We start from the raw sequence: 15,300 nt of genomic DNA, 5'->3' as shown, positions 1-15,300 counted from the left end.
GGTACGCGGTCGACTTCGGGGCGATGTTCGCCGCCGTGGTCATCACCATCGTGCCGGTGCTCGTCGCCTACCTGATCTTCCAGCGCCAGCTCCAGGGCTCCGTCACTCAGGGGACGATGAAGTAGCCATGACCGACAACCCGAACGTCCTCGTGGTGTTCACCGACCAGTGGCGCGGCGACTGCCTGTCCGCCGCGGGCCATCCGGTGGTGGAGACGCCCTTCATCGACCGATGGGCCTCGACCGGGCGGCGCTTCACCCGCGCCTACTCGGCGAACCCGTCCTGCATCCCGGCGCGCGCGTCGCTGATGACCGGGCAGAGCGCGCGGACGCACGGGCGGGTCGGGTATCAGGACGGCGTCCCGTGGGACTACGAGACGACGCTCGCGGGCGAGCTCACCCGGGCGGGCTACCGCACGCACGCCGTGGGCAAGCTCCACACGTACCCGGAACGCCACGACCTGGGGTTCGAGTCGGTGGAGCTGCACGACGGGTACCTGCACTTCGCGCGGCGCCACGCGACCGACCTCGCCGAGGTGGACGACTACGTCCCCTGGCTGCGCGCCGTCACGGGGCGGGACGACGCGGACTACGCCGAGCACGGCGTGGACTGCAACAGCACCGTCGCGCGACCGTGGGACAAGCCCGAGTGGCAGCACCCGACGAACTGGGTCACCCAGCGCGCGGTCGAGTTCCTGCGGACGCGCGACCGCGACCGGCCGTTCTTCCTCTTCGCCTCGTACCACCGCCCGCACCCGCCGTACGACCCGCCGGCCTGGGCGTTCCAGCAGTACCTGGACGCGCCCATGCCCGACCCGCCGGTCGGGGACTGGGCACCGGAGATCTGGGGGTCGGCCGGCGACCCGGCCGACCCCGCCTCCCCGTACCTGGAGCTGCCGCCGCGGCAGTCGCGGCGCACCCGCGCCGGCTACTACGGCCACATGACGCACATCGACCACCAGGTCAACCGGCTGCTGGAGGTGCTGGGCGAGGAGCAGAGGGACGACACGGTCATCGTGTTCGCCTCCGACCACGGCGAGATGATGGGGGACCACCACCTCTACCGGAAGTCGCTGCCGTACGAGGGGTCCGCACGGATCCCGTTCGTCGTGAGCGGGCCCGGCGTCGAGCCGGGCGTCGACGACCGGGTCGTCGAGCTGCGCGACGTCATGCCGACGCTGCTCGGCCTGGCCGGGGTGGAGGTCCCGCCGGGCGTCGAAGGCCTGGACGCGCTCGCCGGGCGGCGGCGGTCCTGGCTGCACGGCGAGCACACGGTGCATGTCCCGGGCATGGGCGGGAGCGTCCAGTGGCTCACCGACGGTCGCTGGAAGTACGTGTGGCGCAGCGAGGACGGCCGCGAGCAGCTCTTCGACCTGGCCACCGACCCCGACGAACTGCACGATCTCGCCGACGGTGGATCCCCGGTGCTCGCCGAGTGCCGGGCCGAACTCACCGCACGGTTGCGCGACCGGCCCGAGGGCTTCGTCGCGGGGGACGAGCTGGTGCCCGGGCGCCCCGTGTCACCCGTCCTTCCCGCCTGACCGGGGCTCCGGCTCCGCGACGATCACCTCGACCTCGGCCGCGGCGAGCTCGTCGGCCACCTCGGCCGGGACGGGCCCGTCCGTGACGAGGGTGTCGACATCCGTCAGCGGGCAGATCCGCGCGAAGGTCGACCGGCCGAGCTTGGTCGCGTCGGCGGCGACGACGACGCGCCGCGCCGCCGCGGCGATCCTCCGGCTGGCCTCGGCCTCGCCGTCGTGGACGGTCGTGGCACCGAAGCGTCCGCCGAGGCCGTCGACGCCGAGGATCGCGAGGTCGAGGGAGACGTCGGCGAGGGTCGCCCCGACGAGAGGCCCTACCAGCTCGTAGGACAGCCGCCGGGGCACGCCGCCCGTGACGACGATCCGCACGTGCTCGCGCACCGAGAGCTCGTAGGCGATGTTCAGCGCGTTGGTCACGATGGTGACGCCGGGGACGTCGCCGGCGCTGGGCAGGTGCTCCGAGCGTCCGATCTCCCGGGCGACCTCGCTGGTCGTGGTGCCGCCGTTGAGCCCGACGGTGCTGCCCGGGGTGACGAGCTCGCAGGCGGCCCGGGCGATGGCGCGCTTGGCGTCCGCCTGGCGCCCGATCTTGTACTGCAGCGGCAGCTCGTACCCGGAGCCGAGCGCGGTCGCCCCGCCGTGGGTGCGGGTGACGAGGCGCTGGTCGGCGAGCGCGTTGAGGTCGCGCCGGGCGGTGGCCACGGAGACGCCGAGGTCGTCGCAGAGCTCGGCGATGGAGACGCTGCCCCGCTCGCTCAGGAGCTCGAGCACCTGGTTGAGACGCTGCTGCTGGGTCATCGTGGGTGTGGCCTCCTCGGGCACGTCCGGCGGTCGGTGCGATCACGGCGCCCGCGCGCGTCGACGCGCGCGGAAGTCCTGATCATCGCCCATCCGCGCGGCCGGCACCAGGCAGCGAGGCCGCGTCGCGCCGCACGAGGCGTTGCATGGAATGATGCGTTAAGCGGAAACACGCTCACTTTCGCTCACCAGTGTGGCAGGATGGGATCTGCGAGACTCACCATGACCCCGAAGGAGAACGATGACTCAGGCACCATCGACCGGGCACGTTCCCGGCGCTCACATGGCGGCCGAGCTGGCCAGCCAGCCCGAGACCTGGGAGCAGGCGGCGGCCATGGTGGCCGCCGGCGGGGCGGCGCCCACGGCGGGCGAACGCGTCGCCGTCGTCGGCTGCGGGACGTCGTGGTTCATGGCGCAGTCGTACGCGGCGGCGCGTGAGACCGCCGGGCAGGGCGTCACGGACGCCTTCGCCGCGTCCGAGGCCGCTCCGGACGCCCTCGTCGGGCGCGGGTACGACGCCGTCGTCGCGATCACCCGCTCGGGAACGACCACCGAGGTGCTCGAGCTGGTCGACCGCCTGCGCGGCCGGGTGCGCACCCTGGGGGTCCTGGGCGCCGTCGGGACCCCGTTCGCGGACCTCGTCGACGACGTCGTCGCCCTGCCGTTCGCCGACGAGCGCTCCGTGGTGCAGACCCGGTTCGCCACGACGGCGCTCGCCTACCTGCGCGCCGCGCTCGGCCAGGATCTCGCCCCGGCCGCCGACGACGCCCGTGCCGTGCTGGGCGAGACCCTGCCGGACGTGCTCGTCGACGCGGAGCAGTACACGTTCCTCGGCTCCGGCTGGACCGTCGGGCTGGCGCACGAGGCCGCGCTGAAGATGCGCGAGTCGTCCCAGTCGTGGACCGAGTCGTACCCGGCGATGGAGTACCGGCACGGGCCCATCGCGATCGCCGCGCCGGGCCGCGTGACGTGGGGCTTCGGAGCGATGCCCGCCGGGATCGACCAGGACACGACGGCCACCGGGGCGCACTTCGAGCACCGCCGGGCCGACCCGCTGGCGGAGCTCGTGCGCGTGCACGCCGTCGCGCTCGAGCGGGCACGTCGCCGCGGCCTCGACCCCGACCGGCCGCGTCACCTGTCCCGGTCGGTCGTGCTCGAGGGATCGTGAGCGACGACGGGGGCGCCGCCGCCCCGGCGCTCGGGCCCGGGCCGGCCGTGCTCGCCGTCGACGTCGGCGGCACCGACACCAAGAGCGCGCTGGTCGACGCCGACGGCGTCGTGCGTGCCGTGGTGCGGCGCCCGACGCCTCGCGACGGGGACCGGACCGGGCAGCGCGTCGTCGAGGAGGCGGCCGCCGTGGCGGCCGAGCTCGCGGAGCGGCACCCCGACGTCGCCCCCGCCGCGCTCGGGCTCGTGGTGCCGGGCGTGGTGGACGACGCCGCCGGGGTGGGCGTCTGGTCGGAGAACCTCGGCTGGCGGGACATGCCGTTCGCGGCGGCGGCCACCGCGCGTCTCGGCCTGCCCGTCGCGGTGGGGCACGACGTCGCCGCCGCCGGGTGGGCCGAGCTCCGCTGCGGCGCGGCCGCCGGGTTCCGCGACGCCCTCGTGGTCACGCTCGGCACCGGGATCGCCGCGGCGGTGCTGCTCGACGGGCGGCCCTACCGCGGCGGCGGGATGGCGGGCGAGATCGGCCACGCGCGCGTGGCCGACGGCCCGGGCTGCGTCTGCGGCGGGCGCGGCTGCCTGGAGGCGGTCGCGTCCGCGGCCGCGATCGCGCGCCGGTACACCGCCCGCACCGGCACGCACGTGCCGGGGGCCCGGGAGGTGCTGGCGGCCGTCGAGGCCGGGGACGCCCCGGCCGCGGCCGTCTGGGACGAGGCGCTGGACGGCCTCGCCCTCGGGCTCTCGCACGCCGTCGCCCTGGTCGCGCCCCAGGTGATCGTCCTCGGCGGCGGGCTGTCGCACGCCGGCGACGCGCTCCTCGTCCCCCTGGGCGAGCGCCTGGACGCCCTGCTGACCTACCACCGGCGGCCCCTCCTCGCCCCCGCGCAGCTCGGCGGCGACGCCGGGGTGCTGGGCGCCGCCCTGCGCGCCCGGGAGCTCCTCACGGAGGACCACGGATGATCGTCACCGTCACGCCGAACCCCGCCGTCGACGTCACCTACGTCGTGCCCGCGCTGACGTCCGGCACCTCGCTGCGCGTCGACGCGCCCGGCATCCGCGCCGGCGGCAAGGGCGTCAACGTCGCCCGGGTGCTGCGGCAGGACGGGCACGACGCCCTGGCCGTGGTCACCGCGGGCGGCACCGCCGGGCGGGACCTGGTCGCCGACCTGGACGCCTCCGGCCTGCCCTACCGCGCCGTCCCGGTGGGCGCCGAGACGCGCCGCAGCGTCGCGATCGTCGACCGCGCGGCCGGCGACACCACGATCCTCAACGAGCACGGCACGGCCCTCGCGCCGGGAGAGCTCGCCGGGCTGCACGCGGCGGTCGCCGCGAGCCTGGACGGCGCGACGTGCCTCGTGGCCTCCGGCAGCCTGCCGCCCGGCGCGCCCGCCGCCTTCTACGGCGACCTCGTCCGCCGTGCGCACGAGGCCGGGGTCCCCGCCCTCGTGGACGCCGTCGGCGAGCCGCTGCTCGCCGCCTGCGCGGCCGGCGCCGACCTCGTCAAGCCCAACCGGGACGAGCTCGCCGCCACCACCGGCACGTCCGACCCGGCTGTCGGCGCGAGGGCCCTGCTCGACGCGGGCGCGCGCCACGTCGTCGTGACCCTCGGCGGCGAGGGGATGCTCGCGGTGCGCGCGGAGCGGCCCGACGCCGTCGTCCGCGCGCGCCTCCGCGACGGTGCTGGACCCCTGAAGGGCAACCCCACGGGCGCCGGCGACGCGGCCGTCGCGGCGGCGGCCGTGACGCTGTCGGCCGCGAGCGGGGCGCCCGGTCCCGACGACATCGGCGACACCGCCGGCGACGCCGCCCTGCGGGCGCTGCTGCGCCGTGCCGTCGCCTGGTCCGCGGCCGCCGTGCTGGCGCCCCTCGCCGGCGAGCTCGCCCCCGGCTACCGCGAGCTGGCCCGCGACGTCGTCCTCGACCCGTCCTGACCCGGCGGCCACCGGGGTCTCCCCGCGTCCCGCCCCCACCACGACCGACCCGAGGAGCCCTCGATGCCCCTGACCCCCACCGCCGACCTCCTGGACGCCGCCGTCGCCGAGGGCACCGGCCTGGGCGCGCTCAACGTCGTCCACCTGGAGACCGCCGAGGCCCTCGTGGCCGCGGCCGAGCAGGCCGGCCGGCCCGTGGTGCTGCAGGTGTCGCAGAACTGCGTGGCCTACCACGGTGCGCTCGAGCCGCTCGCGCTCGCGTGCCTGGAGCTGGCCCGCGGCTCCGCGGCCCCCGTGGCCGTGCACCTGGACCACGCCGAGGACGAGGACCTCGCGCGTGCCGCCGTCGACCTCGGCTTCGGCTCGGTGATGTTCGACGGCTCCACCCTGGACTACGCCGAGAACGTCGCTGCCACCGCCCGCGTCGTCGCGCACGCGCGCACCGCCGGGGTGGCCGTGGAGGCGGAGCTCGGGAGGATCGGCGGCAAGGACGGCGCGCACGCGCCCGGCGTGCGCACGGACCCCGGCGAGGCCGTGCGCTTCGTCGCCGACACGGGCGTGGACGCCCTCGCCGTGGCCGTCGGCTCGTCCCACGCGATGACGGAGCGCACCGCCGCCCTCGACCTCGGCCTCATCGGTGAGCTGCGCGACGCCCTCGACGTCCCGCTGGTCCTGCACGGCTCCTCGGGCGTCCCCGACGACGTGCTCGCGGCCGCGATCCGTGCCGGGATGACCAAGATCAACGTCTCCACGCAGCTCAACAAGACGTTCACCGCGGCCGTGCGCGACCACCTCGCCGCGCACCCCGACGTCGTCGACTCGCGGAAGTACGTGCGCGCCGGCCGCGACGCCGTCGCGGCGGAGGCCGCCCGGCTGCTGCGCCTCTTCGCGGGGGAGTGACGTGCGTGTGCCCCGGGACCGAGCCGGTCCCGGGGCACACGCCGTCGTCACGAGCGCTGGGTCACGAGGCGCTGTGCTCCCACCGCTGCGTGGCGTCGTCGGTGGGCTCGACCTGCACGGCCGCGCCCGACCCGTCGACGCTCAGCACCAGCCCGCTGTGCTTGGCGGCGAGCGTCAGCGCGCCGTCGTCCGCGGTCACGGTCCAGCTCTGGTTCGGGCCGCCCGAGCACGAGTACTGCCCGACGAGAGCGCCCGCCTCGCGCGAGCTCCAGAACACGTCGAGGCACTGCCCGCTGGCCGCGTTGCGCACCTCGTACGAGCCGTCGTCCCGCCGCTCCAGGATCCACTTCTGCGTGGCGTCGGTCGACGCCTCGGCGGTGACCACCTGGGTGCTCTCGTTGCCGGGCGCGGCGAGGGACAGGCCGGTGCCGGCGTTCGTGAGCCGGTACTGGCCGTCCGCGACCGGCGGCGGGGCGAACTCCGTGGTCCCGACGTCGAGCGCGAACACGTGCACCGCCGCGTTGCCCGGCAGGGTGACCGCGACGACCTCCTTGGTCTCGTCGACCTGGATCGCCGAGGTGTACACCCGGTACTCGACGCTCGGGTAGGCCGGGCCGTCGGGGGTGTTCTTGCCCAGCGTGCGGATCACGGTCTGCGACCCGTAGCTGTCCTGCGCCAGGCAGCACCAGTTCGCGAACCCGAGGGTCCCGGTGCTCGTGGAGCCGTCCGCGTAGTGCACCGTGGCGGTGCCGGCGGCGGACCCGCTGGTGCCCGTGCCCAGGAACGCCAGGGCGTTGCCCTGCCCGGAGACCCGCACCGTCTGGCCGGACGACGCGACGTTGTCCGGCGTGCCGGGCGTGACGTCGGGCCAGGTGAAGTCGAACCCGTCGAACGTGAGCTGCGCCCCCGGGGTGGCGCCCTGCTCGGCGAGCCTGCCGGCGAGGAAGCTGGACCCTCCGCCGTCGATGTCGCCCGGCGCGGGGTCGTCGGCGGTCGTGATGCCCACGTTGTCGAACGCGTCGGCGAGCTCGCCGTGCGCGACCGTCGTCGACGTCTTCGCGCCAAGGGTGCGCACCGTGTCGCGCACGACGTAGTCCGCCGTCGCCGCGAGCTCGACGGAGCCGGGTTCGACCTCGTCCGGCGGCGTCACCTGGAACGTGACGGTGGCCGTCCCGCCGTCCGGCACGTCCTCGACGGCGGCGGGCTCGGGGCCCGTCACCGCCCAGCCCTCCGGCGCGGTGAGCGCGGCGCCGGTGACGTCCAGCGGCTTGCCGGTGCCGTTGCCCAGCGTGGCGGTCACGGCCAGCTCCTCGCCGGCCGCGGCGATCGCGGGCGCGTCGAGCCCGAGGTCCACGGCACGCTCGCCCGGGTGCGTGCCGCCGACGGCGGCGGCACCCGTGATCCGGACCGTCGCGGCGGCGGACGTGTCCAGCGCCGGCGTGGTCACGTGCACGACGCCCGTGGCGGCGTCGTACCACCAGCCCGTGCCGTCGCGCTCGGGATCGCCGAGCTCGGGCAGCGCGTCCCGCCCGAGCCGCACCGTGTCCGGCGACTTGTCGGTGTGCACGGTGAGCCCGTAGGTCCGGGCGTCGGGCCGGCCGGCGTAGTCGCCGTCGAGCGCCCCGATCGTCACCTCCACGGGGCCGGCGCCGATCTCCGGCGCGGAGACGTCGAAACGCTGCCGCGCCGACGCGCCGTCCGCGTGCTCCTGGGAGCGGCCGTCGTCCTCGTAGGCCGTGAACGTCGAGTCGCCCTGCGGGTAGACGTCGAGGTCCAGGTGGCCCGACTCCTTGCCCTGCGCCCAGTCGAGCGTGCCCTCGTCGAACATCGGCACGATCGCGCCGGCGCGCACGAACAGGGGCAGCGTGTCGAGCGGCGCGTGGTACCCGTCGAGCGTCTGCTCGCCGTCGTAGACACGTCCGGTCCAGTAGTCGACCCAGCGCCCGGCCGGCAGGTAGATGCCGTCGCGGGTGGTGGAGTCCTCGTAGACGGGGGCGACGAGCAGGTCGTCACCGGCGAGGAACTCGTACTTCACGTCGTCGCCCCAGGTCTTCGGGTCCTCGGGGTAATTCACGTACAGCGGGCGGGTGGCGCCCAGCCCGGTCTTGTGGCCCTCGGCCACGTACGTGTACAGGTAGGGCAGCAGCCGCTCGTGCAGCTGCAGGTACGTGCGGTTGATGGACGTGTACGGCTCGCCGTACCGCCACGGCTGCTTGTCGCTGGCCGCCCAGCCGCTCATCGCGTACGTCATCGGCAGCAGCATCTTCCACTGCAGGTCGCGCACGTACGTCTCGGGGCTGCCGCCGAAGATGCCGTCGACGTCGCCCGTCGACGTGGGCTGGCCCGAGAGCGACGTGCCCGCGTACGTCGGGATCTGCCAGCGGATGTACTCCCACGACCCGGACTGGTCGCCGCTCCACACGGCGCCGCAGCGCTGCGTCCCGGCCCAGCCCTCGACGGTCAGCACGGTGGACCGGTCGGCGCTGAAGTCCGTGATGCCGTCGGACGCCTGCTCGCAGGCGTCGAGCGCGAACCGGTAGCCGGGGCCGACCCAGGCGACGTCCGTCTTGCGCACGCGGACCCCGGCCGCGACCTCGGACTCCTGCTCCGTGAGGTCCGACTCGGTCCACAGGCCGAGCTCGGCGCCGTGGTCGGCGAGCATGTCGCCGGTGGCGCCGAGGTCCTCGTAACCGCAGCCGTAGCCGTCGTTGACGAGCATCCAGCCCAGCGGCATGTCGTGCTCGCGGTAGCCGTCGGCGACGGCGGTGGCGTCGCGCAGGGTCTCGCGCTCGCCGCGGTTGGCGTTGTGCAGGTAGCAGTCGGCGTCGCCCAGCTCCATCGCGTACATCGGCAGCATGGCGGGCCGGCCGGTGAGCGCCGTGAGGTCGTCGAGCACCTCGCGGGTGTCGCCCACGAAGAGGTACGCGTCGTAGCGCTGCTCCTCGTGCGTCGTGCGCACCGGCGCGTCGAAGTCGTAGGTGCCGGGCGCGAACGTGTGCCGCAGCACCCCGTAGCCGTGGCTCGACAGGTAGAACGGCGAGGCGTTCGGGTTGCCGCCGTCGTCCCAGTTGTAGTCGCGGGAGATCGTGATCTCCTCGCCCCGGTGGCTGAACCGGCCGTTCTGCATGCCGCCGCCGAAGAACTGCTCGTCCGCGCCGCGGGCGAGCGACTGGGTCGTGCCGTCGGCGGACCACGACAGCGGCGCCGTCTCGGACAGCAGCGTGGTGCCGTCGGCGTCCGCGAGGTGCAGGGTCGCCGGGTCCTTCGTCACCGTGAGCGTGGCCGCGTCGGTGGCCAGCAGGTACGCGTCGTCGGTCTCGGTGAGCGTGGCCTCGGCGCCCTCGGGCTCGCCGACGACGATGTCGGCGTCGGGCGCGTCCGGGTCCTCAGGGTCGGCGTCGGGGTCGGTGAACTGTCCGTCGGGCGCCATCTCGACGTGCAGCACGTCGTCGGCGGCGACGGTGACGCGCAGCGCGGCGTCCCCGGCGGTGAACGTCCAGGTGTCCCCGTCGGCGGCCACGTCCGTGATCGGGCCGAGCGAGCTCGCGTCGGCGGCGGCCGCGCCGTCCTGGGCGGTGTCCGCCGCGGCCGTGGCGGGGACGGCGAGCGCGGCGGCCACGAGCGCCGCGGCGCCGCCGCCCGCCAGCCGGCGTCGTGCGGGGGGTGACCCGTGACCGGGCCTGCGGTGATCGGATCTCATCGAACTGTGCTCCTTTGCGTCAGTAACGATCAGCCAACGTTCCGCACGCTAGAGCATGGCGCCACCGTGCGCCAGGGGCGGGCGCGGTGGCGTCGAGGGGCTGAGGGCAGGCCGACGGCCCGCCCCGGGTGTCCGGGTCGGGCCCGCGGGGCGTCGTCGGGCCGGTGCCGACGGCGGGGTCAGGCCGTGGGGGAGCCGGGCCAGTCGAAGCCCGTCACCGTGGTGAGCAGGAACGCCGCGTCCGTCAGGGCCCGGACGGCGTGCCGGTCGTGGGTGAGCACCCGCAGCTCGCCGACGCCGACGTCCTCGTCGCCGGCGTCGAGCGCGGTCACCCGCACCCGTCCGTGCAGCACCTGGACCGACGCGGCCGGCGGGGAGTTGTGCTCGCCGAGCTCGACGCCCGCCGCCAGCGCGATGACCGTCTGGCGCAGCGGGCCGTCGTGGACGAGGATCTCGGCGCTGCGGCCGTGCTCGGCCGACCGTGCCGTGGCGAGATGGGTCTCGGTGAGCTGGTCGAGGTTCGCCATGCGTCCTCCTGGTGGGCGTCCGGCCGACGTCGTCGTCGGTGGGTCGGCACGGTGGGTCGGGTCGCGGGTCAGCTGCTCCTGCCGGGGATGCTAGCGGCATCGAGCAGCCCCAGCCGCTCGAAGGCGAGAGCGACGCCGTGACCCGCGGGGCCGGGGACCAGGAGGTCGGCCGAGGCCAGGAGCGCGGGCGGCGCGCCCTCCACGGCGACGGCGTGGCCCGCGTAGGCGAGCATCTCCGTGTCGTTGTGCCCGTCGCCGACGGCGACCACGTCGGCGGCGGTGAGGCCGAGGTGCGTCACGACGGTCTCGACGCCGACTGCCTTGTGCACCCGCGAGAGCTGGATCTCGCCGGCGTGCGCCCCGCCGTCGGCGTACGAGCTCGGGAGCACGTCGACCTCGGGGCCGAGCCGGTCGCGCAGGGCGTCGAGCGTGAGCGGGGCGTCGAAGTAGCTGATCTTCGCGAACTCGACGTCGCTCAGGTCCCCGGGCATGCGCAGGACGTCGAGGATCTCGGACGGGGCCGCGTCGCCGCGGACGACGAGTCGGTCGTCGAGGCCGACGGGTCCGTAGACCGCCTCGGGCGTCTCGAGCAGGTAGGCGATGCCGTGCTCGTCGAGCACACGCACGACGTCGGCCGCGAGGCCCGCCGGGAAGCGCCGGTCGGCGAGCACCTCGCCGTCGAGCCGCACGTAGGCGCCCGCCGACGCCACGACGCCGTCGAAGCCGGCGTCCAGGAGGGGGTCCGGCAGCATCGACGCGGGGCGGCCCGTGCACAGCAGCACCCGGTGCCCGGCGCGGCGTGCGCTGCGCACCGCCTGCACGTGCGCCTCGGGCACCACGCCTCGGTCGGCGTAGGTGCCGTCCACGTCCAGGAAGATCGCCAGCGTCCTCGAGCCAGTCACGTGCGCCAGACCTCCAGTGCTTCGACGGCGCGGGACGCCCAGCCTAGCCGCCGCCGCGGGACGGTCCGGCGGCCGTCCCACCGGCCGGGCTCAGGTGACGGCGCCGAGCTGCCAGGGCACGAACTCGTCGGCGCCGAGGTCGAGCTCCTCGGAGACGGTCTGCTCGCCGGACGCCACGGCGAGGATCATGGCGAAGAGCTCGTCGCCGACCTCCTCCACCGAGGCGCCGGTCTCGACGATCCGGCCCGCGTCGAGGTCCATGTCCTCGCTCATGCGCCGGTAGGTGTCGGAGTTCGTCGCGACCTTGATCGACGGGGTCGGCTTGCAGCCGAGCACCGAGCCGCGCCCGGTGGTGAAGACGACGACGGTCGCGCCGCCGGCGACGATGCCGGTCACGGAGACCGGGTCGTAGCCGGGGGTGTCCATGAACGTCATGCCGCGCTCGGTGACGGGCTCGGCGTACTCGTGCACGGCGACGAGGTCGGCGGTGCCGGCCTTGGCCACGGCCCCGAGGGACTTCTCGAGGATCGTGGTCAGGCCGCCCGCCTTGTTGCCGGGCGACGGGTTGTTGTCGAGCGTGCCGCCGCCGGCCGCCGCGTAGTCCTGCCACCAGTCGAGGCGGTCCAGCAGCCGCCGGCCCACGTCCTCGGACACGGCGCGGCGCAGCAGCAGGTGCTCGGCGCCGAAGACCTCCGGCGTCTCCGCGAGGATCGACGTGCCGCCCTGCGCCACGAGCCGGTCGGACGCGTGCCCGAGCGCCGGGTTCGCCGTGATCCCGGAGAACCCGTCGGAGCCGCCGCAGTTGAGGCCCAGCACCAGCTCGGAGGCCGGAGCCTCGGTCCGCCGCAGGGCGTCGATCTCGGGCAGCATCTCGGTGATCGCGGCCACGCCCGCGCGCACGGTCGCTCGGATGCCCCCGGTCTCCTGGATGGTCAGGGTCCGCACCGGCAGGTCGTCGCGCAGCGCGGCGCCGTCGAGCACGGCGCTGCCCGGCAGCATCTCGCAGCCCAGCCCGACGACGAGCAGCCCCGCCATGTTCGGGTGCGTCGCGTAGCCGCGCAGCGTGCGCAGCGTCACCTGGGCGCCCTCGGACGTCGGCACGAGCCCGCACCCGGTGTCGTGGGTGAGCGCGACGACGCCGTCCACGTGCGGGTATGCGTCGAGCACCGGCCCGCGGAACTGGTCCGCGATCAGCCGGGCGGTGGACGCCGAGCAGTTCACCGAGGTGAGGATGCCGACGTAGTTGCGCGTCCCCCAGCGGCCGTCGGAGCGGCGGTAGCCGGCGAACGTGTCCCGGCGCGCGGGCGCGGGCAGCGTCGTGCGGGTGGTGCCGAACTCGTAGGCGCGCGCGCCGTCGTCCATGCCGAGGTTGTGGGCGTGCACGTGCTCGCCGGGCGCGATGGCGCCCTTCGCCCGCCCGATCGACTGCCCGTACTTGTGCACCTCGCCGCCGCCGGGTACGGCGCGCACGGCCAGCTTGTGGCCGCGGGGCAGCGTGCCCGTCGTCGTCACCGTCGTGCCGTCGCCGAGCCGCACCGCGGTGCCCGCGGGGACCTGCCGGGTCGCCACCGCGACGTCGTCGTCGGGGCGCAGCAGCAGCGCGACCTCGGCGAGGTCCACGACGCCGGGCAGGGGCGCCTCGTCGCCCGCGGCGACCGCCGCGGCGACGGGGCTCAGGGGCAGCAGGGGGCGACTGGGGGTGATGCTCATCGGATCACGACCTCGGGATCGGCGGTGCGGGTGGGGGAGGAGCCGGCGGGCGCGGGTGCCGTCGAGGCGCGGACGACGAGCTCGACGGGCAGTCGGCGGTGCGCGGGCGGCGCGTCCGGTATCGCGCCCGCGCCGAGCAGGTCGACCGCCTCGCGCCCGGCGCGGGCGAGCGGCACGGCCACCGTGGTCAGCGCCGGGGTCACGAGGGCGGCGGTGGCGACGTCGTCGAACCCGACGACGGAGACGTCCTGGGGGGTGCGCGCCCCGCGCGCGTGCAGGCGCGCCAGGACGCCCAGGGCGACCAGGTCGTTGAAGCACAGCACCGCGGTCGCGCCGGCGGCCAGCGCGAGGTCCGCGGCCTGGACGCCTCCGCCGTGGGTGGGCCGGAAGCTGCCCAGGTCCAGCACGTCGCCGGTGCCGCCCCCGGTGACGCCCGCCAGCGCGGTGCGGCGCTCGGCGTCCGACCAGGACGAGCGCGGCCCGCCCGCGTAGGCGACGTCGCGGTGGCCGAGGGCGCGCAGGTGCGCGACGGCCTGGCGGACGCCGTCGGCGATGTCGAAGGAGATCGACGGCGCGCCGGGCGCCTCGCGGTTGACCAGCGCCACCCTGCCGCTCGCGGCGTGCGTCGCGAGCGCGTCGGACGGCATGCGCGGCGAGCAGAGGACGAGCCCGTCGACGCGCGCGCCGAGCCGCCCCACGACGTCCTGCTCGAGCGTGGCGTCCTCGTCCGTGTCGGCGACCAGCACCTCGCGGCCCGTCTCGCGGGCGCGGGCCTGCACGCCCTTGGCGACCGCGGCGAAGAAGGGGTTGGCGAGGTCCGGCACGACGAGCCCGACCGTGGCCGTGCTGCCGGTGGTCAGCGAGCGGGCGGCGTGGTGCGGGCGGTAGCCGAGCTCGTCGGCGGTGCGGAGCACGTGCTCGCGGTTGCCGGCCGAGACGTGCGGGGCGTCGCTCAGCGCCCGGGAGGCCGTGGCCAGGGACACGCCCGCCGCCCGCGCGACGTCGCGCAAGGTGACCATGCGTCCTCCCGAGGCAAAGTCTGGAACCGGTTCCAACTCGTTCCAGACTACCGCACCGTCACGCCGGGTCCTGCGGCAGCCAGGCGAACCACTCCGCCGGCACCTCCTCGTCGAGGCGGCGCACCTCGTGGTCGGCCAGCACGTCCGCGCGGTGCAGCCCGGTGGCCACGATCCGCGCGATCGCGCCGGCACCGGGCGGGTTGAAGTGCGTGTTGTCCTTGCGGCCGTCCGGGGCGTGCAGGAAGTACTCCGCGGTCGTCCGCGGGCCGAGCTCCTGCCACAGGGCGAGCGAGGCGCGCTGGACGTCGACGAGCGGCACGTCGAGGTCGTCCGCCACCGACCGCATCGCGTCCGGGTACTCCCCGTGGGACGGCAGCGCCCAGCCGTCGTCGTCGAAGCTGCGCCGCTCGACGGGCGTCGCCAGGACGGCGACGGCGCCCGCGTCGCGCGCCCGGGCGACGTAGTCGCGCAGGTTCGCGGCGTAGGTCGACCACGGCTCGGTGAAGCGCTCCGGGTCGGACTCCTTGGCGTCGTTGTGCCCGAACTGCACGAGGAAGACGTCGCCCGGCCGCACGGCGTCGAGGGCGGCGTCCAGGAGGCCCTGGGCGGCGAAGCTGCGCGTGCTGCGGCCGTTGCGCGCGTGGTTCGCCACCGCGACGCCGTCGGCGAGGTAGTAGCCGAGGGCCATGCCCCAGCCGGTCTCGGGCGCGGCGCCCGCGCCCTTGGGGGCGGCGGTGGAGTCGCCGACGACGTGGACGCTGCGGGCGGGGGAGTCGGGCACGGTGTTCCTCCTGGGGGGGCGTCGGGAAGCGCTTGCCGTGCACCCTAGCGTCCCGGACGGACTGGCGCGCCGGGACGACGACGCGCGCGCACCCGGCGCCCGGGCGTAGCGTCGGGCTCGTCCGACACCCTCGGCGGGCCCACCGTCCCGCCGCAGGTCACCCCGGCCCGAGGAGGTCCCGTGCCCCGCCCTCCGATCCCCGCCCGCCTCCTGGAGGCGCCGCCCCGGCCCGCCGTCGTCGACGAGGTCCACCGGGAGCGCGCGGAGCACCTGCGGGGCGCGCCGCGCGGGGGCCACGCCGACCCGCTCTGTACGGACGGCTGAGGCC

General features: G+C 75.6%; 13 protein-coding genes and 1 pseudogene. 7 read left to right on the top strand and 7 right to left on the bottom strand.

Annotation, left to right across the window (positions count from 1 at the left end; translation table 11 throughout):
- Together EYB28_RS20385 and EYB28_RS14020 are read left to right on the top strand one after the other, a co-directional pair.
- Positions 1-125: pseudogene (locus tag EYB28_RS20385) on the top strand (carbohydrate ABC transporter permease); the annotation flags it as partial.
- A 2-nt stretch (positions 126-127) separates the two neighbouring features.
- Entirely contained in the window at positions 128-1,540 is a 1,413-nt protein-coding gene (locus EYB28_RS14020) for an arylsulfatase (RefSeq protein WP_166849034.1), read from the top strand.
- On the opposite strand, the gene EYB28_RS14015 is transcribed toward EYB28_RS14020, so the two are convergent.
- Positions 1,520-2,338 carry a DeoR/GlpR family DNA-binding transcription regulator gene (locus tag EYB28_RS14015; RefSeq protein WP_166849032.1) on the bottom strand — a complete coding sequence of 273 codons (819 nt, stop codon included), beginning with the start codon at positions 2,336-2,338 and terminating at the stop codon, positions 1,520-1,522. The two genes, EYB28_RS14020 and EYB28_RS14015, sit on opposite strands and share 21 nt — an antisense overlap.
- A gap of 241 nt (positions 2,339-2,579) precedes the next feature.
- On the opposite strand from EYB28_RS14015, the gene EYB28_RS14010 reads away from it, so the two are divergent.
- The 4 genes from EYB28_RS14010 to EYB28_RS13995 all read left to right on the top strand — a co-directional run bounded on the left by EYB28_RS14010 (position 2,580) and on the right by EYB28_RS13995 (position 6,333).
- On the top strand, positions 2,580-3,506 hold the full coding sequence (locus EYB28_RS14010) for an SIS domain-containing protein (RefSeq protein WP_166849030.1): 927 nt from the start codon (positions 2,580-2,582) through the stop codon (positions 3,504-3,506).
- Positions 3,503-4,462, top strand: a complete 960-nt coding sequence (locus EYB28_RS14005) for an ROK family protein (RefSeq protein WP_240930565.1) — start codon at positions 3,503-3,505, stop codon at positions 4,460-4,462. The genes EYB28_RS14010 and EYB28_RS14005 overlap by 4 nt, the downstream gene beginning before the upstream one ends.
- Positions 4,459-5,433 (top strand): 1-phosphofructokinase family hexose kinase, encoded by a 975-nt coding sequence (locus EYB28_RS14000; RefSeq protein WP_166849027.1) that lies wholly within the window; start codon positions 4,459-4,461, stop codon positions 5,431-5,433. Before EYB28_RS14005 ends, EYB28_RS14000 begins: the two co-directional genes overlap by 4 nt.
- A 63-nt stretch (positions 5,434-5,496) precedes the next feature.
- The gene (locus tag EYB28_RS13995; RefSeq protein ID WP_166849025.1) at positions 5,497-6,333 is read left to right on the top strand and encodes a class II fructose-bisphosphate aldolase; all 837 of its coding nucleotides are present in this window, start codon (positions 5,497-5,499) and stop codon (positions 6,331-6,333) included.
- A 61-nt stretch (positions 6,334-6,394) separates the two neighbouring features.
- Here EYB28_RS13995 and EYB28_RS13990 read toward each other — a convergent pair whose 3' ends face one another.
- The 6 genes from EYB28_RS13990 to EYB28_RS13965 all read right to left on the bottom strand — a co-directional run bounded on the left by EYB28_RS13990 (position 6,395) and on the right by EYB28_RS13965 (position 14,972).
- The gene (locus EYB28_RS13990) at positions 6,395-10,033 is read right to left on the bottom strand and encodes an RICIN domain-containing protein (protein ID WP_166849023.1); all 3,639 of its coding nucleotides are present in this window, start codon (positions 10,031-10,033) and stop codon (positions 6,395-6,397) included.
- 179 nt (positions 10,034-10,212) lie between these two features.
- Complete coding sequence (locus EYB28_RS13985; RefSeq protein WP_166849021.1) at positions 10,213-10,560, bottom strand: cupin; 348 nt, start codon at positions 10,558-10,560, stop codon at positions 10,213-10,215.
- Positions 10,561-10,628: 68 nt separating this feature from the next.
- Complete coding sequence (locus EYB28_RS13980) at positions 10,629-11,462, bottom strand: HAD family hydrolase (RefSeq protein WP_166849018.1); 834 nt, start codon at positions 11,460-11,462, stop codon at positions 10,629-10,631.
- Positions 11,463-11,552: 90 nt separating this feature from the next.
- Positions 11,553-13,172 carry a UxaA family hydrolase gene (locus EYB28_RS13975; RefSeq protein ID WP_166849016.1) on the bottom strand — a complete coding sequence of 540 codons (1,620 nt, stop codon included), beginning with the start codon at positions 13,170-13,172 and terminating at the stop codon, positions 11,553-11,555.
- Entirely contained in the window at positions 13,169-14,191 is a 1,023-nt protein-coding gene (locus EYB28_RS13970; protein WP_166849014.1) for a LacI family DNA-binding transcriptional regulator, read from the bottom strand. The genes EYB28_RS13975 and EYB28_RS13970 overlap by 4 nt, the downstream gene beginning before the upstream one ends.
- 58 nt (positions 14,192-14,249) lie before the next feature.
- The gene (locus tag EYB28_RS13965) at positions 14,250-14,972 is read right to left on the bottom strand and encodes a rhamnogalacturonan acetylesterase (RefSeq protein ID WP_166849012.1); all 723 of its coding nucleotides are present in this window, start codon (positions 14,970-14,972) and stop codon (positions 14,250-14,252) included.
- Positions 14,973-15,152: 180 nt separating this feature from the next.
- Here EYB28_RS13965 and EYB28_RS13960 point away from each other — a divergent pair, with 180 nt between their 5' ends.
- A complete protein-coding gene (locus tag EYB28_RS13960; protein ID WP_166849010.1) occupies positions 15,153-15,296 on the top strand; it encodes a hypothetical protein in 144 nt (47 codons plus the stop codon).
- Positions 15,297-15,300: the final 4 nt, after the last annotated feature.

The sequence above is a fragment of the Isoptericola sp. BMS4 genome (assembly GCF_011634835.1).
Lineage (GTDB): Bacteria > Actinomycetota > Actinomycetes > Actinomycetales > Cellulomonadaceae > Isoptericola.
This window is presented reverse-complemented; position numbering and strand designations above follow the sequence as displayed.